Below are 23258 nucleotides of genomic sequence, written 5' to 3' on the forward strand. Positions count from 1 at the left end.
CGGAGCGCAAAGCATCCGGATTCCAGCCCATGTCTGTCCAGCAAGCCCTATTGCCCGCCGAACTGGCGCGCTTGTTCGCCCGTCTCGATCCCGGCGTGGACGAGGCCGCGCTGGCGCTGATCCACGAACTGGCCAGCGCCAACCAGGCCGGCCACGTCTGCCTGCCGCTGGCGCAGCGCCCGGAGCGCAAGGCCTTGCAGGCCAGCGCGCTGGTCGGCCGGCCCGGCGACTACGCGCCCTTGATCCTGGACGCGGCGGGGCGGCTGTATTTCGCCCGCCACTGGTTCGACGAAGCGCGGCTGGCCGAGCGTCTGGCCGCCTTGGCCGAGCCGGGGCCGGCGCCGGACGGCGCGCGGCTGCGCCCGCTGCTGGAGGCCTTGTTCGGATCGGCGTCCGCGGCCGGGCCGGACCGGCAGAAGTTGGCGGCGGCGCTGGCGGCGCGTCAGCGGCTGATGATTATTTCCGGCGGTCCGGGCACCGGCAAGACCACCACCGTGCTCAAGCTGCTGGCCTTGCTCGCCGGCCTGTCGCCGCGGCCGCTGGTGATGGCGATGGCGGCGCCCACCGGCAAGGCCGCCGCGCGGCTGTCGGAGTCGGTGCGCGGCGCGCGCGCGGGGCTGGACCTGGCCGAGGGCACGCTGCGGCAATTGCCGCAGCAGGCGCAGACCTTGCACCGGCTGCTGGGCCTGCGCCCGGGCGCGGCGGCGCCGCGCCACCACGCCGGCAACCCCTTGCCGCTGGACGTGCTGGTGGTGGACGAGGCGTCGATGATAGATCTGTCGCTGATGGCGCGCATGGTGGAGGCGCTGCCGTCCCAGGCGCGGCTGATTCTGCTGGGCGACCGCGACCAGCTGGCCTCGGTGGACGCCGGCGCGGTGCTGGGCGATCTGTGCGCCGACATCCATTACCGCCCGGACACCCTGGACTGGCTGCGGGCAAATTGCGGCGACACCCTGCCGCCGACGCCGGGCGCGGGCGGCAAGCTTACCGACTGCGTGGCGCTGCTCACCCACAGCCATCGTTTCGGCGCCGACTCCGGCATCGGCGAACTGGCGCGGCGGGTGAACGGCGGCGACGGCGCCGGCAGCTGGGCGGTGTTGCAAGACCCGGCTTGGCGCGACGTGGAGGCGGTGCCGGCGCTGGACGCGGCCGAGGTGCTGGCGCGCTGGCGGCCTTATTGGCGGGCCGTGCGCGCCGGCGCGACGCTGGCCGAGCGGCAGCGGGCTTTCGCCGGCTTCATGCTGCTGGCGGCGGAGCGGCGGCAGGTGGAGGCTTTCAATCAGCGTGTGGAGCGGCAGCTGGAAGCCGACGGCGACAAGCCGGCCGGCCGCGACTGGTATCCGGGGCGGCCGGTGATGATCAGCGAGAACGATTACGGCCTGGGCCTGTTCAACGGCGACATCGGTTTTACGGTGCAGCGCGAGGCCGGTTTGCGCGTGGCTTTTCCCGGCGACGACGGCGGCTGGCGCGAGTTCGCCCCCGGCCGTCTGCCGCAGCACGACACCGTGTACGCGATGACGGTGCACAAGAGCCAGGGTTCCGAGTTCGGCGAAGTCTGTTTGCAGCTGCCGGAAGCGGCGGGACCCTTGCTGAACCGGGCGCTGGTGTATACCGCGATCACCCGGGCGCGAGAGCGCTTCCTCGTCTCCGGCGCGCAGCCGGTGTGGGAGCAGGCGGCCGCGGCGGCGCCGCAGCGCTACTCCGGTTTGGCCGACAAACTTAGATGACAATGGCGTTAAATTTGCCGGGAGCGGCGGTTTGTACGCCGGCCGCCGCGACAATTCCGCAACATCCCACCGCAAAATAATCTGTTTATTTGCCGGCTGTTACGCCAGATATAGTCAAAGCCGAAGAAGCATCCTAAGATGCAGCCTTCCCGAAACACATCGCAGCGGAGTCGGCAATGCAAGTGGATGCGGTTCTGGCCTATCTCGACAAGATCACCCGTTTTGATCGTCAGCAGTTCACGCCTTTGTACATCGGCAAAGAGCGACTGGGCTGGGTCAACGCGGCGTGGAGGGAACGCTTGCTGAGCAGCGAATCTCAGCTGTTCGAGGAACAATACCAGAAGCTGCACTGCCGGCTGGACGGCAGCTACCGCAGCATCAGCCACGCGCTGGCGCAGGCGGCGCGACGCTGGCAGCAGGCCGGCTGGCTGAATGGCTGGCGCAATGAGAACTTTACCGCCTTCCGTCACGACGGCTCCCCGTATTTCGAACTGGAGCGCGCCGCCTTCCGCCCGCTGGGCCTGACCAGCCGCGCGGTGCATCTGAACGGCCTGACCCGGCTGCCGTCCGGCGAAGTGCGGATGTGGGTGGGACGCCGCAGCCCGCACAAGGCGGTGGACCCCAATCGCATGGACAATCTGGTCGGCGGCGGCGTGGCCGCCGGCGAAACCATTGAACTGGCGCTGGAGCGCGAGGGTTGGGAAGAGGCCGGCGTGCGTCGCGAGCAGGTGCGGGACTTGCCACAATCCAGCTTGCTGTTGGCCGAGCGCCCGGTGCAGCGCGGCCTGCACCGCGAATGGATTTACGCTTTCGACCTGTGGCTGGAGCCGGGCGAAACGCCCTGTAACCAGGACGGCGAGGTGGCCGAGCACATCCTGACGCCGTTCGCCGAAGTCGAGCGCTTGCTGCTGGAAGAACGCTTCATGATAGACGCGGCGCTGGTGGCCACCGACTGTCTGGCCCGCCACGGTTATTGGGGAGAGCGCACGCCGACGATAGACGCCGCGCTGGCGCGCATCCGTCACCCGCAGCGGCACGACGTGCACGCGCTGGCCCACTAGCCGGTTCCGCAAGCGCCGGGCCGCCTCCGCGGCGGTTCCGCCTGGCCCGGCGCGCGTTTGCACGGCTTTCCCATTGGTTTATGTTACAACTGCGTGAATTAATTCAGGAATCTTTGCCTGATACCGCAGGTAATGGGTAGAATCATTCCTTAAGAGCGGCAAAAGCCGTCAATAAATGCCAAGGGCCCAAAGCCCGCGCTGTTTCCCCACGCCAAACACCGCGCCATTGAGCGCCGCCGTCTGCGGATGGGGGCTTGCTTCGCGCAAAATTATGCCAATGAAATTTTATTGGCAGGATTAACGAAACAGCGGCATGGCGAGTTTCTCACTTTTTGTCGACGGCGCGTCGGCGGCGCTGAACGCCGTCGCCGCGGTCTTGGGGGGCGCAAGGGGGATGTATCGTTTGAAACTGATCTCGGAGCAGTTCGGCGTCGACGACAGCGGGCCGCTGCATCCCAGCCAGGAACAGGCGCGGCGGGCCGCGCTGGTGATGTGGAACGTTTACCGCGGCCAGCTGCGGATCGAGATTCACCGCGTGGTGGACCTGCGCAGCCGCAAGACGGAAAAGCTCGAGGAGTTGTGCTGACTGTCGCGTTTTAGCCAATGTAGTTGCCGACAAATAAACCCTGTTCGTGTTTATTGGCTGAATATGACAAATGCAGGCATGGCCGGCGCTAATTTTCCATTGCGCGATTTTCCGCGCTTGGCTATTGTCCTACTTCCTATTAAACCCAAAGCAGGCGCGGTCCAAGCGGCGGCCTCTGCACTGGAGCGATCTTTGTTCAACTGGTTCGAAAAGCGGATCAATCCGTATCCCGACACGTCCCCGGCCCAACCTCCCAAGGGCTTTTTCCCATTTTTGTGGTTCTGTACCCGCGGCCTGCGCGGCCTGATTGCGGCCGTCATTCTGCTGACCGCCGGCATCGGCGCTTTCGAGGCCTTGCTGTTCTCCATGCTCGGCTCCGTCGTGGACTGGCTGAGCGCGGTCAAGCCCGCGCTGTTGTGGAACGCGCAACGCCATAATCTATTGCTGCTGGCGGGCATTCTGCTGGCCAGCCCCTTGCTGATCGCCTTGCAGGCGCTGATCAAATACCAGGGCCTGTCCGCCAACTTCCCTATGCTGCTGCGTTGGAACTTCCACCGCCACCTGCTGCGGCAAAGCATGAATTTCTATCAGGACGAATTCGCCGGCCGGGTGTCCGCCAAGGTGATGCAGACCGCGATCGCGGTGCGCGAAACGGTGATGATCGTCGCCGACATCCTGGTGTTCGTGGTGATTTACTTCGTCACCATGATCGCCGTGGTCGGCAGTTTCGACAGCCGCCTGCTGTGGCCCTTCCTGGCCTGGCTGGCCTTGTACGTGGCCACGCTGTACTTCTTCGTGCCGCGGCTGGGCCAGGCCGCCACCGCCCAGGCCGACGCGCGCAGCCTGATGACCGGCCGCATCACCGACGCCTACACCAATATCGCCACGGTGAAACTGTTCTCGCATGCGCAGCGCGAGGCCGGCTTCGCCCGCGGCGCGATGCAGGAGTTCCTGGCCACCGCCTATCGCCAGATGCGTTTGATCAGCGGTTTCGAAATCATCAACCACAGCCTGAGCATGTTGCTGATCGCCAGCACCGCCGGCGCCACCTTGTGGCTGTGGAGCATGGGCGAAGTCGGCGTCGGCGCGGTGGCGGCGGCCACGGCGATGGCGCTGCGCCTGAACGGCATTTCGCACTGGATCATGTGGGAGATGGCCTCGCTGTTCGAGCAAGTGGGCACGGTGCAAGATGGCATCGCCACCCTGTCGCGGCCGGTGCTGGTCAACGACAGCGCCGACGCCAAGCCGCTGGTGGTCAAGCAGGGCGAGATCCACTTCGATCAGGTGGACTTCAGCTACGGTGGCAGCAAGAGCGTGATCGAGCAGCTGTCGCTGACGATACGTCCGGGCGAGAAGATCGGCCTGGTCGGCCGCTCCGGCGCCGGCAAATCCACCATCGTCAACTTGCTGCTGCGTTTCTATGATCTGGACGGCGGCCGAATTCTGATCGACGGCCAGGATATCGCGCGGGTGACGCAGGACAGCCTGCGCGCCCAGGTGGGCATGGTGACGCAGGATACTTCCTTGCTGCACCGCTCGGTGCGCGACAACCTGCTCTACGGCAGGCCGGACGCCGACGACGCCGAGATGGAGGCCGCCGCGCGCCGCGCCGAGGCGCACGACTTCATCCTGACCCTGACCGATCCCAAGGGCCGCGTCAGCTATGAAGCCCATGTCGGCGAACGCGGCGTCAAATTGTCCGGCGGCCAGCGCCAGCGCATCGCCATCGCCAGGGTGATGTTGAAGGACGCGCCCATTCTGCTGCTGGACGAAGCCACCAGCGCGCTGGATTCGGAAGTGGAAGCGGCGATCCAGCGCAGCCTGTACCGGCTGATGGAAGGCAAGACCGTGGTGGCCATCGCCCACCGCCTGTCCACCATCGCGGCAATGGACCGGCTGATCGTGTTGGACAAGGGGCGCATCGTGGAAGAGGGCGACCACCGCAGCCTGCTGGCCAAGGGCGGCCTGTACTCGCGGCTGTGGGCGCATCAGAGCGGCGGCTTCCTCGGCGAAGAAGACGACGACGCCGCCGAGCCGGTGGCCACGCTGGCCTGAGGCCGAGCGGATTGAACGAAGCGGGACGCGTGAGCGGCCCGCTTTTTTCATTGCGGCGGCGCGGACGCAATGCGAGGAAAACGCGGTTTTGGCGCGCGGCGCTGAAAATAGAGGGGAAAAAGCGGGAAAACGGAAAATATCGAGGAGTTGTGGCGCACCCGACAGGGATCGAACCTGTGACCTTCAGCTTCGGAAACTGACACTCTATCCAACTGAGCTACGGGTGCGCTGTGCTTGCTTTGAGGCAGGTCCGCATCATAGCGCAACTTCCTTACCCGAGTCCAGTGTATGGTTTTGCCTTGCCTTCAGGCTTACCGTATAATTATCCTATTTTAAATGTCATTAATTCCAGGCGAGGCTCGTAATGAGTAATGAGAACGTAATGGCTCCCAGCCAGGTCATCAAAGTGCTGGTTGGCGTCGTTGTCTTTCTTGTGGTGGCGATTTGGCTTCTGGCCAAGCTGGCCACCAGCGGTTACAACGTGGATGCCGAAGTAATGACCAAGGAGGCCATCGCGTCTCGCCTGAAACCGGTCGGCGAAGCCAAGGCCAGCGACGCGCCTCCGGGCATGCGCACTGGCGAACAGGTTTATAAAGGCATCTGTATTTCCTGTCACGGCACCGGCCTGGCCGGCGCGCCCAAGTTCGGCGACACCGCCACATGGGGTTCGCGCATCGCCAAGGGCTGGGACACGCTGACCCAGCACGCGCTGCAGGGTTTCAACGCGATGCCGGCCAAGGGCGGCGCCACCGACCTGAGCGATGACGAAGTGAAACGCGCGGTGGCCTATATGGGCAACTCCGCGGGCGGAAAGTTCACTGAGCCGCCGGTGGGCGGCGCAGGCGGCGCGGCCGCGGCGGCAGATCCGGCCGTGGTGGGAAAGAAAATCTACGACAGTGTGTGCATGGCTTGCCACGCGGCAGGCATCGCCGGCGCGCCGAAGTTCGGCGACAAGGCGGCTTGGGCCGAGCGCCTGAAGCCGGGCCTGGACGAAGTGGTCAAGATCGGCATCAAGGGCTTGAACGCGATGCCGGCCAAGGGCGGCTATACCGGCAGCGACGCCGAATTCCGCTCGGCTGTTGAGTACATGGTGAATAATTCCAAGTAAGCGGCTGATCGCCGCAGCAAAAAACGCCTTGCAATGCTGCAAGGCGTTTTTTATCGCCAAAAAGCCGGGTTTTCTATGTTTTTTGGGAGATTTTGCTCGGATGAAATGGCAATGTGCTATGTCAACAAAACCCCGCTGTAACAAGGGACAGGTGCCCTCGGGGTGCGCATGGTGCATGATGGGTTCATCTGTTTAGGTCGTGAAGCGTCAGGCGCTTCGCGGCTTGGTGTGGGGATTCAGTGGCTTTCCACTTTCGCTTCACCCAGAGATGTTCCTCATTCTTCATATGGCGCCGCTGGCGCCATTTTCTTTTGCGTTGCGGGACCGACTAGATGGACCGGCCGCGCGCTCCTAAGTTCGCGCGGAGCGAGCGTTTCTCGGATGTCGCCCATGATGTGGCGCGCTAGAATGCGCTAAGGCGAATGCCGCTGAGAAAGCGGAATGCGCGAGTGGCGCCGAGCATGCTTCGCGGTTTTCAATGCGGCGCCGCTGACGCATAGCGCATCGTGAACCGCTTCTCAGGATTCGGCCGGCTTTTCCTTATTGGCCAGCATCGCGCTGAGGCTGGCCAGCCGCGATTTGCCTTCGGTCTTGCTGACGATGGGCTCGGCGCCGGGCTTGCCGAAATGACGCAGATCGTCGCCGTTGATTTCGCTGATGAAGCGCGAAGGCTCGACGAACTGCCATTCGCCGGCGCGCTTGCGCTTGACGCAATAGGTCAGCGTCAACGTGCGCTGGGCGCGGGTGATGCCGACGTACATCAGCCGGCGCTCTTCCTCCACCATGCCGTTGTCCACCGATTCGCTGTGCGGCAGGATGCCTTCCTCGGTGCCGACCAGGAACACGTAGGGATACTCCAGACCCTTGGACGCGTGCAGCGTGGACATCTTCACCGCGTCCACCTCGCCTTCCTCGCGGCCTTCCAGCATGGTGATCAGCGCGATGGTCTGGGTCAGCTCCACCAGGTTCTTGCCGCTGTCTTCGCCTTTGCGGCTGAGCCAGGCCACCATTTCCAGGATGTTCTTCCACTTGGTTTCGGCGATGCGCGGGCTGTCCTCGCTATCGTAAAGCCAGGCTTCGTAGCCTATCGCCTGCATCATCTCCATCGCCAGCGGGCCGCCGTCCTCGCGGGTGGCGCGGTATTGCAGGTTGGCGATGAAGTCGCAGAACTGTTCCAGCGGTTCAAGCTGGGCTTTTTGCACCTGCAGCCGGAAGCCTTCCTCATGGGCGCTGGCGAACAGGCTCTTGCCGCGTTCGCCGGCCCAGGCGCCCAGGCGCTCCAGCGTGGCGGCGCCGACGCCGCGCTTGGGCGTGGTCAGCGCGCGGATGAAGGCCGGATCGTCGTCGGGATTGGCGATCAAGCGCATATAGGCCAGCATGTCCTTGATTTCCGGCTTGTCGAAAAAGCTCTGGCCGCCGGCCATTTGGTAAGGGATGCGCTGGTTGCGCAGGGCTTGCTCGAAGATGCGCGCCTGGTAGTTGCCGCGATAGAGGATGGCGTAGTCCTTGAACTCGGTGCGGTATTCGAATTTGTGCGCCAGCAGCCTTTGCACCACGGTCTCGGCCTCGTGCTCCTCGTCCTTGCACTGGATCACGTGGATGGGTTCGCCCAGGCCCAGTTCGCTCCACAGCTGTTTCTCGAACAGCTTGGGGTTATTGGAGATCACCGAGTTGGCGGCGCGCAGGATGCGGGCGGTGGAGCGGTAGTTCTGCTCCAGCTTGATGATCTTGAGTTTGGGGAAGTCGCTTTGCAGCAGCCGCAGGTTTTCCATATTGGCGCCGCGCCAGGCGTAGATGGACTGGTCGTCGTCGCCCACCGCGGTGAACATGCCGCGCAGGCCGGTCAGCAGCTTGACCAGTTGGTACTGGCAGGTATTGGTGTCCTGGTATTCGTCTATCAGCAGGTAGCGCAGCTTGTGCTGCCACTTCTGCAGCACCTCCTCATTGCGCTGGAACAGTTGCACCGGCAGGCGGATCAGGTCGTCGAAGTCCATCGCCTGGTAGGCGCTCAGGGTGTCCTGGTAGGCCGAGTACGTGGTGGCGCAGACGCTTTCCCACTGGTCCTGGGCCTCCAGCAGCATCTGGTCCGGCGTTTTCAGGTCGTTCTTCCACAGCGAAATCTGGCTCTGCACCTTGCGCACCTCGTCCTTGGAGGTGGTCTTCAGAATGTCGGAAATGATCTTGCCGGCGTCGAAGGCGTCGAGGATGGAGAATTGCGGCTTATAGCCCAGATGCGGCGCTTCCTGGCGCAGCATCTGCATGCCCAGCGAGTGGAAGGTGGAGACCGTGATGCCGCGGATTTCCGCCGGCGTCATCAGCTTGCCCACCCGTTCCAGCATCTCGCGCGCGGCCTTGTTGGTGAAGGTGATGGCGGCGATATTGCGCGCATTGATGCCGCCTTCGCGGATCAGGTGCGAAATCTTGAAGGTGATGACCCGGGTTTTGCCGGAGCCGGCGCCGGCAAGCACCAGCAAGGGGCCGTCAAGATACTGGATCGCCGCGCGTTGCGGCGGATTGAGCAAGGGAGCGGACATGGCGGTATCGGGGAAGGGGCCCGGCGGGGCGCAGTAAATCGGTAACTCAGCCAGTGCATTGTAGCATGCGGTATCATGGCGCTATCCGCGGATGACGTCTCAAGATCGATCCGCCACTCATGAGGTGCATATGGCCATCTACGCTATCGGCGACATCCAGGGCTGCTTCCAGCCGTTTCAGCAATTGTTGCGGCAAATCGATTTCAATCCGGGCAAGGACACCTTGTGGCTGACCGGCGACCTGGTCAACCGCGGCCCGCAGTCGCTGGAAGTGCTGCGCTGGGTGTTCCAGCATCAGGATCAGGTCGAGATCGTGCTGGGCAACCACGACCTGCATTTGCTGGCGGTGGCCGAGGGCTTCGGCAAACTGCATCGCAGCGACACGGTGCTGGACATCCTCAACGCCGCCGACGGCAAGGTGCTGCTGGACTGGCTGCGCTGCCAGCCTATGATGATAGCCGGCCACGGCTACGCGATGGTGCACGCCGGCCTGCTGCCGGAGTGGAGCATAGACCGCGCGCTGGATCTGGCGGAAGAGGTGGAGGCCGGGCTGTCCGGCCCCAGGCATCGCGAATTCCTGTCGCGCCTGTACGGCAACCGGCCGACGCGCTGGAACGAGGAGCTGCGCGGCTCGGACCGGCTGCGCGTGATCGTCAACGCGATGACCCGGATGCGCTTCTTGAACCGCGACGGCGAAATCGACCTGAATTACAAGGGCGAGCTGGAAAACGCGCCGGCCGGCCTGACACCCTGGTTCGAGGCGCCGGGGCGCTGGCAGGGCGAGATGCCGATTATCTGCGGCCACTGGTCGGCGCTGGGCGTGCATATCACCGATGACGTGGCGGCGATCGACTCCGGCTGCTTGTGGGGAGGCAGCCTGACCGCGATGCGTTTGGGCGACCAGGCCTTATTCTCCTTGCCGTGTTCGGCTTATCGCGAAATCACCGCTTAAAGAGTATCGGCGGCGTTGCCGCCGTAAATAAAATATCGGCAAGCCATAGTCAGCCGGGCCCTAGGGCTGTCATAATCGCGGCTCTTGCCAGAGCCGTTTTTTTATTTGTATGAGTTACCTTTCGATTGAGTTCGCACTGGCATTCCTGGCCTTTTTCGCCCTGTATTGGCTGTGCCGCAAGCGCACGGATTGGCAGAATGGTTTGCTGTTATTGGGCAGTTACGCCTTTTATGCCAAGCTTGATTGGCGTTTTGCGCTGATTCTGGCCGTTTATACCCTGTTATTGACCCTGATATCGTCGCGGATGCTCGATTCCGTCCGTCCCAAGCGCTGGTTGCGCGCGGGCTTATTGATGGCGGTGGGCAATCTGGCGGTATTCAAATACTTTGATTTCTTCCGCGAAAGCGCGCAAGCGGGCCTGCACGCGTTGGGCATTGCCGCGATATTGCCGGCGGTGGATTTCCTGATGCCGGTGGGCATCTCCTTTTATACCTTTCAATCGGTCAGTTATCTGGTGTCTTTGTACCGCGGCGAATTGCGTTTCGCCCGAGCCAGGGAGCTGGGGCTGTTTCTGGCCTTCTTCCCCACCTTGCTGGCCGGGCCGATCTGCCGCGCCACCGGCCTGCTGGAGCAGCTGCGCAGCGGCGCGCGCCGTCACATCCTGCAACTGGACCGTGCGCTGGGCCTGATCGTGCTGGCCCTGGCCAAGAAGCTGTGGCTGGCCGGCTGGCTGGCCAGCGCCTGGGTGGACCCGGTGTTCAGCGCGCCGGAAACCTATCACGCGCTGGAGGTCTGGGCGGCTTTCTACGCCTACGCCTTCCAGATCTATCTGGATTTCTCCGGCTACACCGATCTGGTCACCGCCTTGGCCTTGCTGTTGGGCATTCAGCTGCCGCGCAACTTCGACGCGCCGTATCTGGCCCACAATCTGCGCGATTTCTGGCGGCGCTGGCATATGTCGTTGTCCAGCTGGATTCGCGATTACATTTATATACCGCTGGGCGGCAACCGGCTGGGCTTTGCCCGCGCCCAGCTCAATTTGCTGCTGGCGATGCTCTTGTCCGGCCTGTGGCACGGCGCCAGCCTGAAATACCTGGCGTGGGGCGGCATGCACGGCCTGGGCGTGGTGGGCTTGAACCTGGGCGACAAGCTGCTGGGCAAGGAGGCCTTGTCGCGGCGGCTGGCCTGGCTGGCGCGCCTGCTGACCTTTCATTACGTCTGCCTGGCCTGGGTGTTTTTCCGCGCGGCTTCGCTGGAGGACGCCTGGAGCTTTTTGGAAGCCATGGCCGGCACCGGCCAGGAGCTGACGCTGAACGCGCCTGGCTTTCTGGCGCTGAGCGCCGCGGCGTTCGCCGCGCTGCCCTATCTGGGCGCGGCATGTGAACGCGGCATCGCCCAGCTGGGCCGCCTGCCGTGGTGGGGCAAGCCCAGCTTGCTGGCGGGCTGCGCCTTGCTGATCATCGTGGTGTCGCCGCCGGGCATTCCGGGTTTTATTTATTACCAGTTTTAGTCGCGCCGCTGCGCGTTTCATCTCTTACCGCATTGAGGCAAGCGTCACATGATCGCCCGTTCCGCCATCCGCCAGGCCCTGGCCATCCTCGGCAGCAGCATGTTGCTGTTGTGCTGGATTGAACAGAGTTCGATCAACGCCTATTGGCGGCAGACTTTTCATCGTCCCAGCCAGCTGGAAGCCCTGTCCGAGTTGAGCGTCTGGCGTCTGGGCGCGGAACTGGGGCGGGAATTCCGCGATCAGAGCCGAGGGCTGTTGACCCGGCTGGATCGCTGGGACGACGATATGATCGCCTATTTCAACGCCTGCTGCCTGCGGCCGGACTTGCCGTCGCCGGCAGCGCCGGCGGAAGCCGCCGCGCAGCGGATTACGGCGCCGGCGTCGAACGCGGTTCCGTTGCCGCCGTCGTCATTGCCGTCGGCCCCGCCGCCCGCGGCGGCCAAGGACGTTCGCATCTTGCTGCGGCCGGGGCAGAAGGTGTTGCTGGCCGGAGACTCCATGATGCAGGGCGTGGCGCCGCATTTGTTGCGGCCCTTGTTCAAGCTGCACCAGATCAAGGCGCTGGATCTCAGCAAGCAGAGCACGGGGCTGACCTATCCGGACTTTTTCAATTGGCCGGACACGATAGAACGGCAGTTGGCGGCGAATCCCGACGCCGGCCTGGTGGTGGTCTTCCTGGGCGCCAACGATACTTGGGACATGGTGGGCGGCAGCCGCTACATCCGCTTCGCTTCCGAGGAGTGGGAACAACGCTACCGCGAACGCATCCGCGCCATCCTGGCTTCGGCCCGCAAGCATAGGGCGCAGTTGCTGTGGCTGGGTGCGCCGAATATGGGCAAGGACAAGCTCAATCGCGGCGTGCATTACATCAACGGCCTCTTCCGCGAGGAAGTCGAAGGCGCCGGCCAGCGTTATCTGTCCACTCGCGAAGCCCTGGGCAGCGCGGACGAGGCGTTCACCAAATTCATGACCCTGCCCGATCAGGGCGAAGTGGCGGTGCGCACCGCCGATGGCATTCATTTCACGCGCCAGGGCCAGGTATTGCTGGCGCGGCGCGTGTTGGCAGAATTGAGGTTTGAATGAAGTTGAGAATCAGCGCGGCATTGGCCGGCTGGCTGGCGGCGGCATCGGCGCTGGCCGCGCCGGTGCAGGATTTCGGCGAGATCAATCTGGCGAGGCTGGCCTCGCGGCTGAAGGCGATTTCCACCGCGGTGCAGCCGGTGCGCGTCACCCAGCTGGGAGACTCGCACACCGCGGCCGATTATCTGACCGGCACGCTGCGCGAGCGCTTCCAAGCCAAGTTCGGCGACGCCGGCATCGGCTGGACGCCGCCAATGGCGGTGCCCGGCCAGCGCCACGCCCTGGTGATCCAGCGCAGCGAGGGCTGGGCGCTGATCAATAGCCGCAAGGACGGCGATCCGGACTTCCCGCTGGGCGGCTATATCGCCCAGGCCCAGAGGCCGGGCGCCGCCATCAGCGTGTTGCCGCGCAACCCGCTGGACGGCTTGTGGCGGGCGCGTTTCCGCGTGCGCGCGGCTCAGGACGGCGCCGGAGCGCTGGAAGTGGACGACGGCCACGGCAGCCGCAAATTGAATCCGCCGGAGCCGGGCAAGGGCTGGCAGACGGTGGAGCAGAAGCTGTACTTCCCCTTCGTGGTGCGCGCCGGCGCGCTGCCGGCGGTGGAGTTGGGCGGCGTCGAGCTGGAGCGGCTGGCGCCCGGCGTGGTGCTGGACAGCATAGGCAGCAACGGCGCCCAGCTGTCGATCTGGCAGCGTTGGGGCAAAAACTGGAGCGCCCAGCTGGCGGAGCGCAACAGCGATCTGGTGATCCTGGCCTACGGCGCCAACGAAGCCTTTGATGACCGCCTGGACCTGATCGAGTACCAGCTCAATCTGCAGGCGGCGATCAACACTGTGCGCCGCGACCTGCCGCAGGCCGCCATCCTGATGCTGGGCGCGCAGGACGCCGGCCGCAAGCGCGGCGCGGCCAGCAAGGAGTGCTCGCCGGGGCGGCCGCTGCAATTGGCGGCGGTCAAGCGCATCCAGCAGAAAGTCGCGCGCGACAGCCATGTGCTGTACTGGGACTGGGAACAGGCGATGGGCGGACCGTGCAGCATGAAGCGCTGGCAGGCGCAGCAATTGGCGCGGCCGGACATGGTGCACTTCTCGCAGCAGGGCTACGCCAAGCTGGCCGACGATTTGTTCGATAATCTGATGGCGCGGCTCAGTCTGTGAGCGTAGTCGGCGATGGATGAGAAAAGCCCCCGGAACGGGGGCTTTTGCATGGGCGGGACTTGGCCCAGGTTTTCAGAGTTGCCGCTCCGCATTCTGTTCCTGCGGCGCTTCCGCGGCCGGAGGCGGGCTCAGGCGCAGCGCGCGCGCCACTTCCTGCTGCGCTTGCTGCGCCAGCGCGAAGCGGGTGTCCAGCCCGTTTTCCCAGGCTTTCAGCGGTTGGCCGTAGCTGACCTCCACCTCCATTGCCGGCATCGCCAGCACTTTGCGCACGCTTTGCAGAAAGGTCAGTTCGCCGATGAAGGCCGGCACCAGCGTTTGCTCGCCATCGGCGTCGTAATAGCGCAGGCCCACCGGCTGCACGGTGCCGCGCGACAGCAAGGCGGCTTCGAACAGCGAGGCCTTGAACGGCAGCAGGTTCAGGCCGTCCGAGGTGGTGGACTCGGGGAACACCGCCATGCAGGCGCCGTTTTCCATCGCGTGGGCCAGCGCCTTGTAAACGCGGCTGGCGTCCTTGCGCTTGCTGCGGTCGATGAACAGGGTGCCGCCCAAATGCGCCAGCCAGCCCAGCACCGGCCAGGAGCGGAGTTCGCGCTTGGCGACGAAGCGGGACACCGTGCAGCTATTGAGCACGAAGATGTCCAGCCAGGAAATGTGGTTGGCCACCAGCAGGGTGTTGGGCGGGTAAAAGCCGGGATTGACGCCCTGGATCCGCACGCTGATGCCCAGAATCTTCAGCGCGTGAGCGGCCCAGCGCCGGGTGACGACGGCGCGCTCGGCGTGGGCCAGCCGGGAATAACGGGTGACCAGGATGAAGACACCGATGGCCAGGTGGCCGAACAGGCGCGCGACGCGTGCTATCCGGGTGAGCAAAGAGGTTGTGGCGATTGACTTCAAGATGCTTCGAGGCTCGGTGCGCAAGGTTGAGGCCGTAACTCTAGCATGGCTGGCACAGCGGACAATAGTAGGAACTGCGCTGGCCCTGGCGCAAATGCCGGATCGGCGTGCCGCATTGCCGGCATGCTTCATCCTGGCGGCCGTACACCATATAGCTTTGTTGAAAGTAGCCGGGCTTGCCGTCGCTGTGCACGAAGTCGCGCAGCGTGCTGCCGCCGGCCTGGATGGCGCGGCTCAGCACGCTGCGGATTTCCTCGGCCAGCCGGCGGTATTCGCCGTCGCGCACCGCGTTGGCGGCGCGGGCGGGATGGATGCCGGCGTGGAACAAGGCTTCGTTGGCGTAGATATTGCCGACGCCCACCACCACGTGATTGTCCATCAGCATCAGCTTGACCGCGCTGCCGCGGCGTTGCGAGGCCCGGATCAGCGTGTCGCCGTCAAAGCCGTTGGACAGCGGCTCGGGTCCAAGCGCTTGCAGCAGGGGGTGGTGTTCGATGGCGCCGACATGCCACAGCACCGCGCCGAAGCGGCGCGGATCGCGGTAACGCAGCACATTGGGGCCCAGCAGCAGGTCGACGTGGTCGTGCTTTTCCGGCGGCGTGTCCGCCGGCAGGAAGCGCAGGCTGCCGGACATGCCCAGGTGAATGATCAGGGTGCCGGCGTCGGTGCCCAGCAGCAGATATTTGGCGCGGCGCTCCACCGAGCGTATCGTCAGGCCGCGCAAGGCGGCGTGCAGTTCCGGCGGCACCGGCCAGCGCAATCCGGCTTGGCGGACCACGGCGCCGTCCAGTTTGGCGTTCAAGAGGTGGGGCAGAATCCCGCGGCGGGTGGTTTCGACTTCTGGCAGTTCAGGCATGGGTAGAATGGCGCGAAGATAAAAACAGGTCATGCTATTCTACGCATTCAACAGGTTTATAAGCAGGTCTCTGACTCCATGCGAATGCAACGGCTGAAAAAAACACTCCCTTTGCTGATGGTCGCGCTGCTGTCGGCATGCGCCAATTTCAAGCACCCGGGCGCGGCGAAGGCGGTCGACGCCGGCAAACCGGCCGGCGACGAGGCCGCGATAACGCAGAAAGAAGACGAAACCCTATTGCCCAAGGCGGAGCTGACGCCGGAAATCCTTTATGGCGTGGTGGCGGGCGAAATCGCCGCCCAGCGCGGCTCGGTGGGCGCTTCCGCCGTGACCTATCTGGAGCTGGCGCGGCAGACGCGAGATCCGCGGCTGGCGCAGCGCGCGGCTGAATTCTCGATGTTCGCCGGCTTGCTGAAGGAAACCTCGGAAGCCTTGACCCTGTGGATGGAGCTGGCGCCGGATTCGGTGCCGGCGAGAGAACAGCTGTTCATCACCCTGCTGCGCGCCGGCAAGCTGGCGGAAAGCAAGCCGCTGATCGAGGCGCTGCTGCAGAAAGAGCCGGAGCGCGCGCCGGCCATCTTCGTTCAGCTGGCGCGGCTGACCTCGCGCCAGAGCGACAAACAAGCCGCTTACGAGCTGGTCAAGCAGTTCGCCGCCCGTTATCCGGACCTGGCCGAGGCGCGCTTCGCGCTGCTGGCCGTGGCCGCCGAAGCCGGCGACCAGGCCACGATGAACCGCGAGTTCGACCGGCTGGCGCAGATCGCGCCGGCCTGGGACTTGCCGGTGGCCTGGCAAGTGGATCGGCTGCGCCGCGAGCAGCTGGATCAGGCTATCGATTTTCTGCAGCGCGAACTGGCGCGGCGGCCTAACGCCGGCCTGGAGCTGAAGCTGGCCAAGCCGCGGCTGCTGGTGGGCGCCAAGCGCTTCGCCGAGGCGAGACAGGCTTTCGATCAGCTCTTGCCCGGCAATCCCAACAATCCCGACCTGCTCTACGCGTCCGGCCTGATGGCTTACCAGATGCGCGATCTGCCCGCCGCGGAGCGGCATCTGCGCCAGGCGCTGGCGGCAGGGCATCCCGAGGCCAATTTCATTCGCTACACCCTGGGGCAGATCGCCGAGGAGCGCCAGGACGTCGGCGCGGCCAAGGGCTGGTACGAGATGGTGGGCGCCGGGCCGCAATTCCTGCCGGCGCAAGGCCGGCTGGCGGTGATGGAGGCCGGCGACGGCAAGCTGGACCTGGCCCTGGCGCGTCTGGCGCCCTTGGGCGGCAACGACCAGGAGAAAATCACCCTGGCCCTGCTGCAGTCCCAGCTGGCGCGTGAAGCCAAGCAGCCGGGCAAGGCCCACGATTTGCTGAGCAAGGCGCTGCTGCGCATGCCCAAGGCGCCTGAGCTGCTGTACGAGCGGGCGCTGGTGTCGGACACCCTGGGCAATGTCGGCAACGCCGAGCGCGATCTCAAGCAAGTGCTGAAGGAAAAGCCGGGCGACGCCCAAGCGCTGAACGCGCTGGGCTATACCCTGACCAATCGCACCAGCCGTCATCAGGAAGCGCTGGGCTATATCGAGAAGGCGCTGAAGAGCGAGCCGGACAATCCCACCATCCTGGACAGCCTGGGCTGGGCGCAGTACAAGCTGGGCCGCCTGGACGCGGCCTTGAAGACGCTGCAGAAGGCCTACGCGCTGTTGCCGGACCCGGAGCTGGCCGCCCATCTGGGCGAAGTGCTGTGGAAGCTGGGCAAGAAGGACGAGGCGCTGACGGTGTGGAACAAGGCCTTGGAGGCGAGCCCAGATCATGACGTGCTGCGCGAGACCATGCGCCGCCTGGGAGCGCATTGATGAGGTGGGGCGGTCTGATTCTGGCCTTGTCTCTGGCGGCGACCGGCTGCGCGACGCGCGAGGCGGTGTTCATGCCCTCCGCGACGCAGTCCGCGGACCAGCCCTTCGCGGTCAGCGGGCGTTTGTCGGTCAATCTGGACGGCAAGGGGCATGTCGCCAACTTCGATTGGCGGCATCAGCCCGAGCGCGACCAACTGGCGATCAACTCGCCGTTGGGCAATACCGTGGCCGAAGTGATCCGCGACGCCGGCGGCGTCACCCTGCTGGCGGACGGCAAGGCCTGGCAGGCGCCGGATGTGGAAAGCCTGACCGAGAAAACCCTGGGCTGGCCGCTGCCGCTGTCCGGCTTGGCCTGGTGGATCCGCGGCATGCCGGTGCCGGGCGAGGCGAGCGAGATCCGTCCCGACGGCGAGCTGTTGCAGCAGGGCTGGCGCATCCGCTTCGTGCGCGAAGCCGAGTCCGGCGAGCGCTATCCCAAGCGCGTGGACTTGGTCCGAGACGGATTGACGGTAAGAGTGGTGGCCCGCGATTGGCGCTGACGCGCATTGCTCCGCTCGTGTGATTTCAATGATTGCCATGGTGTTCTGTTGATGAGTTCCCCCGTATTCCAAGACTTTCCGGCTCCGGCCAAGCTCAACCTTTTATTGCACGTCGTCGGCAAACGCCCGGACGGCTATCATCTGCTGGAGACGGTGTTCCGTTTCATCGATTTCAACGACACGGTGTCGCTGGCCTTGCGCGACGACGGCCGCGTCGTGCTGGAAACGCCGATCGCCGGCATGGACTCGGAGCAGGATCTGACGGTGCGCGCGGCGCGGCTGTTGCAAGCCCATGCCGCTTGCCGGCAGGGGGTCGGCATCCGCCTGGACAAAAAGATACCGATGGGGGGCGGTCTGGGCGGCGGCAGCTCCGACGCCGCCACCGTTTTGCTGGCCCTTAACCGCATGTGGGGACTGAATCTGCCGCGGGCGGTGTTGCAGGAATTGGGTTTGAAGCTGGGAGCGGATGTTCCGGTGTTTATTTTCGGCCGCAGCGCGCTGGCCACCGGCGTGGGCGAAAAACTGAATGAAATCAAATTGAAGCCGGCATGGTATGTGGTAATTCATCCTCAGGTGCAGGTGCCCACCGGCAAAGTATTTCAAAATTTTTCGCAAGAGGTGTTGACAGAGGTAGGGGGCGTGGGCATAATGCGAATCCTCGAAACAACGCAGCAACGACGAAACGATCTGCAAAACGTTGTTTCGAATATGTACCCAGCGGTGAATGAAGTGCTGACCGAATTAAGAAAATATGGTTCGCCGCTGATGACTGGTTCCGGCTCCTGTGTGTTTCTGGAGTGCCAGTCTAAAGACGAAGCCGATAAAGTTTATCAGGCGGTGTCGATAAAATATAAGGGATTTTTAGCAAAAGGACTCGATGTCCATCCCTTGATCGACAACGCTGAATAAAGGTTACTGGGGAGTCGCCAAGTGGTAAGGCACCGGATTTTGATTCCGGCATTCGTAGGTTCGATCCCTACCTCCCCAGCCAAGACTTTCTCTCAATAAGAGAGAGCATGAAAAAAGCGTGTAAGAATCCCTTACACGCTTTTTCTTTATCTAGCTAAGGCACAAGAATCATGGCGGCATACGACAGTTTGATGGTATTCACCGGGACCGCGAACCCGGAACTGGCCCAAAACGTAGTCAAACATCTGGATATCTCGTTGGGACGCGCCGACGTCGGCAAGTTCAGCGACGGCGAAGTGGCGGTGGAGCTGCTGGAAAACGTCCGCGGACGCGACGTGTTCATTCTGCAGTCGACCTGTGCGCCGACCAATGACAATCTGATGGAAATCCTGACTATGGCCGACGCGCTGAAACGCGCTTCGGCCGGTCGTATTACCGCGGCGATCCCGTACTTCGGCTATGCGCGCCAGGACCGTCGTCCGCGTTCCGCCCGCGTGCCGATTTCCGCCAAGCTGGTGGCCAATATGCTGACCAGCGCCGGCATCGACCGCGTGCTGACCGTCGACCTGCACGCCGACCAGATTCAGGGTTTCTTCGACATCCCGGTGGACAACGTCTACGCGACGCCGGTGCTGTTGAAGGACATCCGCTCGCAGCGCATCGAAGACCTGATCGTGGTCAGCCCGGACGTGGGCGGCGTGGTCCGCGCCCGCGCGATGGCCAAGGCCTTGAACACCGATCTGGCCATCATCGACAAGCGCCGCCCCAAGGCCAATGTGGCCGAAGTGATGAACATCATCGGCGACGTGTCCGGCCGCACCTGCCTGATCGTCGACGACATGATCGACACCGCCAACACCCTGTGCAAGGCTGCCAGCGCTCTGAAAGAGCGCGGCGCCCAGCGCGTGCTGGCCTATGCGACTCACCCGATCTTCTCCGGTCAGGCGATCGATCGCATCAAGAATTCCGACATCGATATGGTGGTGGTGACCGACACCATCCCGTTGACCGCCGAGGCCAAAGCCTGCCCGAACATCCGGGTGGCCTCCATCGCCGGCCTGCTGGCCGAGACGCTGCGCCGGATCAACAACGAAGAATCGGTGTCCTACCTCTTCAATGAGGAACTGGTTGCGGCGGGCGCCTGCCTGCCGTGAACATCGGGCCCGCTGGTCGCGGCGGGCCGGGTGCTTTTAATCTGAAACTGGAGTTTTGCCATGTCTTTTGAATTTACCGCCAGCAAGCGTGAAGAGTCGGGTACGAGTGCGAGCCGCCGCCTGCGTCACGCCGGCCAGGTTCCGGCCGTTGTTTACGGCGCTTCCAAAGAAGCCGTATCCATCGTTCTGGACCACAACACCATGTACTACGCGCTGAAGAACGAAGCGTTCCACACTTCCGTTCTGGATCTGGTGATCGACGGCCAGAAAGAACAAGTTAAAGTGGCTGCGTTCCAAATGCACCCGTACAAACAGCAAGTGATGCACATCGACTTCGCTCGCGTGTAATCTAGCTGCCGTGCCGTCTGACGGTAACGGTTGAAAAGCTCGTTGCTAGCCGTCGGCCCGCAACGAGCTTTTTCATTTGGAACAAGAGAATATGTCCGGCATTCGCCTGATAGTGGGTTTGGGCAACCCCGGCCCCGAATACGAAAGAACGCGCCACAACGCCGGTTTCTGGCTGCTGGACGAGTTGTGCTGGCGCCATAAAGGCAGCTGGCGCACGGACGGCAAGTTCCACGGCGACGTGGCCCGCGTGGAGATAGAGGGGCAGGACGTCTGGCTGCTCAAGCCGATGACCTATATGAATCTGTCCGGGCAGGCGGTGTTGGCGCTGGCCCATTTTTACAAGATTCTGCCGGATCAGATTCTCGTCGTGCACGACGAGCTGGACCTGCCTCCGGGCGCGGCCCGCTTCAAGCAGGGCGGCGGCCACGGCGGCCACAATGGTTTGAAGGACATCGTCGCGCGGCTGAGTTCGCCGGCCTTCTGGCGCCTGCGACTGGGCATCGGCCATCCGGGCGACCGCAACGAGGTCGCCAATTTCGTGTTGAAGAAGCCGCGCGCCGAGGAGCAACAGGCGCTGGACGAGGCGATCGAACAGGCTTTGCGGCAGTTGCCGGCGGCCGTAGGCGGCAAGATGGCGGCGGCGATGAAGGAATTGCACACCGCGGCCAAATGAGCGGCTGGGCAAATCGCCGGCTAGCCGCTATGCTGCGGCAGAACAAGATTTTTCAAGAATTCGAAGGAATGCGGACATGAGTCTGAAATGCGGTATCGTCGGCCTGCCCAATGTGGGCAAGTCCACCCTGTTCAATGCGCTGACCAAGGCCGGCATCGAAGCCGCCAACTATCCGTTCTGCACCATCGAGCCCAATGTCGGCATCGTGGAAGTGCCGGATCAGCGGCTGGCCGAACTGGCCAAGATCATCAATCCGCAACGCATCCAGCCGGCCATCGTCGAATTCGTCGACATCGCCGGCCTGGTGGCGGGCGCCTCCAAGGGCGAGGGCCTGGGCAACCAGTTCCTGGCCAATATTCGCGAAACCGACGCCATCGTCAACGTGGTGCGCTGCTTCGAGGATGAGAACATCGTTCACGTCGCCGGCAAGGTGGATCCGATCGCCGACATCGAAACCATAGGCACCGAACTGGCGCTGGCCGATCTGTCCGCGGTGGAAAAGGCGATGACGCGCGAAGGCAAGAAAGCCAAGTCCGGCGACAAGGACGCACGCGCGCTGATCGCGGTGCTGGAAAAACTGGTGCCGCATCTGGACCAGGGCCTGCCGGCGCGTTCGCTGGAGCTGAGCCCGGAAGAGAAGGTCTTGATCAAGCCGCTGTGCCTGCTGACGATCAAGCCGGCGATGTACGTGGCCAACGTGGCCGAAGACGGCTTCAGCAACAACCCGCTGCTGGAGCGGGTGCAAGAGCTGGCCGACAAAGAGGGCGCGCCGGTGGTGGCGCTGTGCGCGGCGATCGAATCCGAAATCGCCGAACTGGACGACGCCGACAAGGCCGAGTTCCTGGAAACGCTGGGCCTGGAAGAGCCCGGCCTGGATCGCCTGATCCGCGCCGGCTACAAACTGCTGGGCCTGCAGACCTACTTCACCGCGGGCGTCAAGGAAGTGCGGGCCTGGACTATACACATCGGCGACACCGCGCCGCAGGCGGCCGGGGTGATCCACACCGACTTCGAGCGCGGCTTCATCCGCGCGCAGACCATCGCCTATACTGATTTCATCGCGCTGGGCGGCGAAGCCAAGGCCAAGGAGGCCGGCAAGATGCGCGCCGAAGGCAAGGAGTATGTGGTGCAGGACGGCGATGTGATGAACTTCTTATTTAATGTGTGATCTTAACGGATCGAAAATAAAGGCATGCAGCTCTGGCTCATGCCTTTTTTTTGGAAGTAAACTGGAACGCGGCAATGTGATGCCGGCTGGATGTTGATAAAAGGGAATACGTTTTGGAACGCCAAGCTGAAATTGTTGATGAGATTGGTTTGATTGATGTCGTTCGTTTTTGTAAGGAACAATGGCGGTTGATGGTGTTTCTGCCCATCATCGCTGCGTTGGCGGCAGTGGCCTTGGTTTTGAATATGCAGGACAGGTACGCGGCAACCTCCCTGCTCCTGGTGCCGGCGCCCTTAGGCCCTCAGGGCGGAGCCAGCGTGTTGAAGGACAATGCGATGCTGGGTGTGACTGCGGCTCATTTTGAGCTGGCCAAGCATTACGACGTGGAGGGAGCGGACAAGGCCAAGCTCAGCCTGTTGGACAACCTCAAAGTCACCGCCGGCAAAGACGGTTTGCTTGAGGTCTCGGTCACCGATGTGGACCCGGCATTTGCCGCCCAGCTCGCCAACTACCTGGTGGAGCAGACCCGGCAGCGGATTCTGGGCTTGCATGTGACGGAGCAGAGCAAGAAATACCTGGTAGTGCAGGAGCGGATCAAGGCGGTACAAGGCCAGGTGTCGGAGGCGAGACGGCAGCAGAAACAGTTGGGCAGCGTGGCGGAGGCCTTCTTGAACAGCGAGTCGGCGCGAGTGATCGAGAGTTTCGCGCGTCTGGAAGCGCAAATGAACGCCCAGCAAATGGAGGGGAATAGCCCGGTACAGTCGTCCTTATTGCAATTGCGCGCGGAATTGGAGCGCAGCAATCCATTGGTAAAGTCCATCTCCCCGCGGCAGTTGGCCACGATGCGAGATTTGTTCTTCTACCAGGCCACGCTGGAGGAACTGCAGAAACAGGCTTTGGTGGCCAAAGCCCTGATGTCGCAGGATGTGCAGGTGGTGTTGCCGGCGAGTCAGCCTCTGGAAAAGGCCGGACCCAAGCGCGCGGCGATGGTGTTGCTGGCCGGTCTGGGAGGGGTTGCCTTGGCGGTGTTGATTGGCTTGGGGCGCAAAGCTTGGGGCTCCATGCGTCAGCGCTTGCAAGTCGCCGTGTAAGGCGGGCTTGACTAAATGGCCGC

At 63.6% G+C, this 23258-nt stretch carries 20 protein-coding genes and 2 tRNA genes; 18 read left to right on the forward strand and 4 right to left on the reverse strand.

The features are described from left to right. Positions 1-29: 29 nt before the first annotated feature. The 4 genes from recD (at position 30) to JW897_RS02480 (ending at position 5429) form a co-directional block, all read left to right on the forward strand. Positions 30-1727 carry an exodeoxyribonuclease V subunit alpha gene (recD, locus tag JW897_RS02465; RefSeq protein WP_205465075.1) on the forward strand — a complete coding sequence of 566 codons (1698 nt, stop codon included), beginning with the start codon at positions 30-32 and terminating at the stop codon, positions 1725-1727. 176 nt (positions 1728-1903) lie between these two features. Further along, the gene (locus JW897_RS02470) at positions 1904-2788 is read left to right on the forward strand and encodes an NUDIX hydrolase (RefSeq protein ID WP_048414129.1); all 885 of its coding nucleotides are present in this window, start codon (positions 1904-1906) and stop codon (positions 2786-2788) included. Positions 2789-3101: 313 nt separating this feature from the next. Then, positions 3102-3374: a hypothetical protein gene (locus JW897_RS02475; protein WP_205465076.1), complete on the forward strand. Its 273-nt coding sequence runs from the start codon at positions 3102-3104 to the stop codon at positions 3372-3374. A gap of 192 nt (positions 3375-3566) precedes the next feature. Next, positions 3567-5429, forward strand: a complete 1863-nt coding sequence (locus JW897_RS02480; protein WP_240352041.1) for an ABC transporter ATP-binding protein — start codon at positions 3567-3569, stop codon at positions 5427-5429. A gap of 150 nt (positions 5430-5579) precedes the next feature. Here the strand turns inward: JW897_RS02480 and JW897_RS02485 are convergent. Then, a tRNA-Arg gene (locus JW897_RS02485) sits at positions 5580-5656 on the reverse strand. A gap of 155 nt (positions 5657-5811) precedes the next feature. Between JW897_RS02485 and JW897_RS02490 the strand changes: the two genes are divergently transcribed. Then, positions 5812-6537, forward strand: coding sequence for a c-type cytochrome (locus JW897_RS02490; protein WP_240352042.1), 726 nt, complete (start codon positions 5812-5814; stop codon positions 6535-6537). 518 nt (positions 6538-7055) lie between these two features. Here the strand turns inward: JW897_RS02490 and JW897_RS02495 are convergent. Continuing rightward, on the reverse strand, positions 7056-9071 hold the full coding sequence (locus tag JW897_RS02495) for a UvrD-helicase domain-containing protein (protein WP_205465078.1): 2016 nt from the start codon (positions 9069-9071) through the stop codon (positions 7056-7058). A gap of 130 nt (positions 9072-9201) precedes the next feature. Between JW897_RS02495 and JW897_RS02500 the strand changes: the two genes are divergently transcribed. From JW897_RS02500 to JW897_RS02515, 4 genes are all read left to right on the forward strand, one after another. Next, positions 9202-10023, forward strand: coding sequence for a symmetrical bis(5'-nucleosyl)-tetraphosphatase (locus JW897_RS02500; protein WP_205465079.1), 822 nt, complete (start codon positions 9202-9204; stop codon positions 10021-10023). Between the two features lie 304 nt (positions 10024-10327). Then, on the forward strand, positions 10328-11533 hold the full coding sequence (locus JW897_RS02505; RefSeq protein WP_231589261.1) for an MBOAT family O-acyltransferase: 1206 nt from the start codon (positions 10328-10330) through the stop codon (positions 11531-11533). 48 nt (positions 11534-11581) lie between these two features. Continuing rightward, complete coding sequence (locus JW897_RS02510) at positions 11582-12616, forward strand: SGNH/GDSL hydrolase family protein (protein ID WP_048414135.1); 1035 nt, start codon at positions 11582-11584, stop codon at positions 12614-12616. Beyond that, a complete protein-coding gene (locus JW897_RS02515; RefSeq protein WP_205465080.1) occupies positions 12613-13767 on the forward strand; it encodes an SGNH/GDSL hydrolase family protein in 1155 nt (384 codons plus the stop codon). Before JW897_RS02510 ends, JW897_RS02515 begins: the two co-directional genes overlap by 4 nt. Positions 13768-13839: 72 nt before the next feature. Here JW897_RS02515 and JW897_RS02520 read toward each other — a convergent pair whose 3' ends face one another. Beyond that, complete coding sequence (locus JW897_RS02520; RefSeq protein ID WP_048414136.1) at positions 13840-14661, reverse strand: lysophospholipid acyltransferase family protein; 822 nt, start codon at positions 14659-14661, stop codon at positions 13840-13842. Positions 14662-14701: 40 nt separating this feature from the next. After that, a complete protein-coding gene (gene mutM / locus JW897_RS02525) occupies positions 14702-15517 on the reverse strand; it encodes a bifunctional DNA-formamidopyrimidine glycosylase/DNA-(apurinic or apyrimidinic site) lyase (RefSeq protein WP_205465081.1) in 816 nt (271 codons plus the stop codon). Positions 15518-15595: 78 nt separating this feature from the next. Between mutM and JW897_RS02530 the strand changes: the two genes are divergently transcribed. The 9 genes from JW897_RS02530 to JW897_RS02570 all read left to right on the forward strand — a co-directional run bounded on the left by JW897_RS02530 (position 15596) and on the right by JW897_RS02570 (position 23235). Then, positions 15596-17353 (forward strand): tetratricopeptide repeat protein, encoded by a 1758-nt coding sequence (locus tag JW897_RS02530; RefSeq protein WP_205465082.1) that lies wholly within the window; start codon positions 15596-15598, stop codon positions 17351-17353. Beyond that, positions 17353-17892: a lipoprotein insertase outer membrane protein LolB gene (gene lolB / locus JW897_RS02535; protein ID WP_205465083.1), complete on the forward strand. Its 540-nt coding sequence runs from the start codon at positions 17353-17355 to the stop codon at positions 17890-17892. The genes JW897_RS02530 and lolB overlap by 1 nt, the downstream gene beginning before the upstream one ends. A gap of 51 nt (positions 17893-17943) precedes the next feature. Then, a complete protein-coding gene (gene ispE, locus JW897_RS02540; protein ID WP_205465084.1) occupies positions 17944-18801 on the forward strand; it encodes a 4-(cytidine 5'-diphospho)-2-C-methyl-D-erythritol kinase in 858 nt (285 codons plus the stop codon). 7 nt (positions 18802-18808) lie between these two features. After that, positions 18809-18883 (forward strand) — tRNA-Gln (locus tag JW897_RS02545). A gap of 88 nt (positions 18884-18971) precedes the next feature. Continuing rightward, the gene (locus JW897_RS02550; RefSeq protein WP_043589892.1) at positions 18972-19955 is read left to right on the forward strand and encodes a ribose-phosphate pyrophosphokinase; all 984 of its coding nucleotides are present in this window, start codon (positions 18972-18974) and stop codon (positions 19953-19955) included. A 60-nt stretch (positions 19956-20015) separates the two neighbouring features. Beyond that, positions 20016-20303, forward strand: coding sequence for a 50S ribosomal protein L25 (gene rplY, locus JW897_RS02555; protein WP_048414140.1), 288 nt, complete (start codon positions 20016-20018; stop codon positions 20301-20303). Between the two features lie 91 nt (positions 20304-20394). Further along, positions 20395-20976: an aminoacyl-tRNA hydrolase gene (pth, locus tag JW897_RS02560; protein WP_205465085.1), complete on the forward strand. Its 582-nt coding sequence runs from the start codon at positions 20395-20397 to the stop codon at positions 20974-20976. A gap of 76 nt (positions 20977-21052) precedes the next feature. Beyond that, positions 21053-22144 (forward strand): redox-regulated ATPase YchF, encoded by a 1092-nt coding sequence (ychF, locus tag JW897_RS02565; RefSeq protein ID WP_048414142.1) that lies wholly within the window; start codon positions 21053-21055, stop codon positions 22142-22144. 113 nt (positions 22145-22257) lie between these two features. Then, positions 22258-23235, forward strand: coding sequence for a GumC domain-containing protein (locus JW897_RS02570; protein ID WP_205465086.1), 978 nt, complete (start codon positions 22258-22260; stop codon positions 23233-23235). The last annotated feature ends 23 nt before the right edge of the window (positions 23236-23258 follow it).

This window comes from Chromobacterium alkanivorans (genome assembly GCF_016937655.1).
In the GTDB taxonomy this organism is placed as follows: Bacteria; Pseudomonadota; Gammaproteobacteria; order Burkholderiales; family Chromobacteriaceae; genus Chromobacterium; species Chromobacterium alkanivorans.

Excerpts from the sequence above, each read along its gene's own strand:
- recD (WP_205465075.1), top strand. The coding sequence starts at position 30 with ATGTCTGTCCAGCAAGCCCTATTGCCCGCCGAACTGGCGCGCTTGTTC.
- JW897_RS02470 (WP_048414129.1), top strand. The coding sequence starts at position 1,904 with ATGCAAGTGGATGCGGTTCTGGCCTATCTCGACAAGATCACCCGTTTT.
- JW897_RS02475 (WP_205465076.1), top strand. The coding sequence starts at position 3,102 with ATGGCGAGTTTCTCACTTTTTGTCGACGGCGCGTCGGCGGCGCTGAAC.
- JW897_RS02490 (WP_240352042.1), top strand. The coding sequence starts at position 5,812 with ATGGCTCCCAGCCAGGTCATCAAAGTGCTGGTTGGCGTCGTTGTCTTT.
- JW897_RS02495 (WP_205465078.1), bottom strand. The coding sequence starts at position 9,071 with ATGTCCGCTCCCTTGCTCAATCCGCCGCAACGCGCGGCGATCCAGTAT.
- JW897_RS02500 (WP_205465079.1), top strand. The coding sequence starts at position 9,202 with ATGGCCATCTACGCTATCGGCGACATCCAGGGCTGCTTCCAGCCGTTT.
- JW897_RS02505 (WP_231589261.1), top strand. The coding sequence starts at position 10,328 with ATGCTCGATTCCGTCCGTCCCAAGCGCTGGTTGCGCGCGGGCTTATTG.
- JW897_RS02510 (WP_048414135.1), top strand. The coding sequence starts at position 11,582 with ATGATCGCCCGTTCCGCCATCCGCCAGGCCCTGGCCATCCTCGGCAGC.
- JW897_RS02515 (WP_205465080.1), top strand. The coding sequence starts at position 12,613 with ATGAAGTTGAGAATCAGCGCGGCATTGGCCGGCTGGCTGGCGGCGGCA.
- mutM (WP_205465081.1), bottom strand. The coding sequence starts at position 15,517 with ATGCCTGAACTGCCAGAAGTCGAAACCACCCGCCGCGGGATTCTGCCC.
- JW897_RS02530 (WP_205465082.1), top strand. The coding sequence starts at position 15,596 with ATGCGAATGCAACGGCTGAAAAAAACACTCCCTTTGCTGATGGTCGCG.
- lolB (WP_205465083.1), top strand. The coding sequence starts at position 17,353 with ATGAGGTGGGGCGGTCTGATTCTGGCCTTGTCTCTGGCGGCGACCGGC.
- ispE (WP_205465084.1), top strand. The coding sequence starts at position 17,944 with ATGAGTTCCCCCGTATTCCAAGACTTTCCGGCTCCGGCCAAGCTCAAC.
- JW897_RS02550 (WP_043589892.1), top strand. The coding sequence starts at position 18,972 with ATGGCGGCATACGACAGTTTGATGGTATTCACCGGGACCGCGAACCCG.
- rplY (WP_048414140.1), top strand. The coding sequence starts at position 20,016 with ATGTCTTTTGAATTTACCGCCAGCAAGCGTGAAGAGTCGGGTACGAGT.
- pth (WP_205465085.1), top strand. The coding sequence starts at position 20,395 with ATGTCCGGCATTCGCCTGATAGTGGGTTTGGGCAACCCCGGCCCCGAA.
- ychF (WP_048414142.1), top strand. The coding sequence starts at position 21,053 with ATGAGTCTGAAATGCGGTATCGTCGGCCTGCCCAATGTGGGCAAGTCC.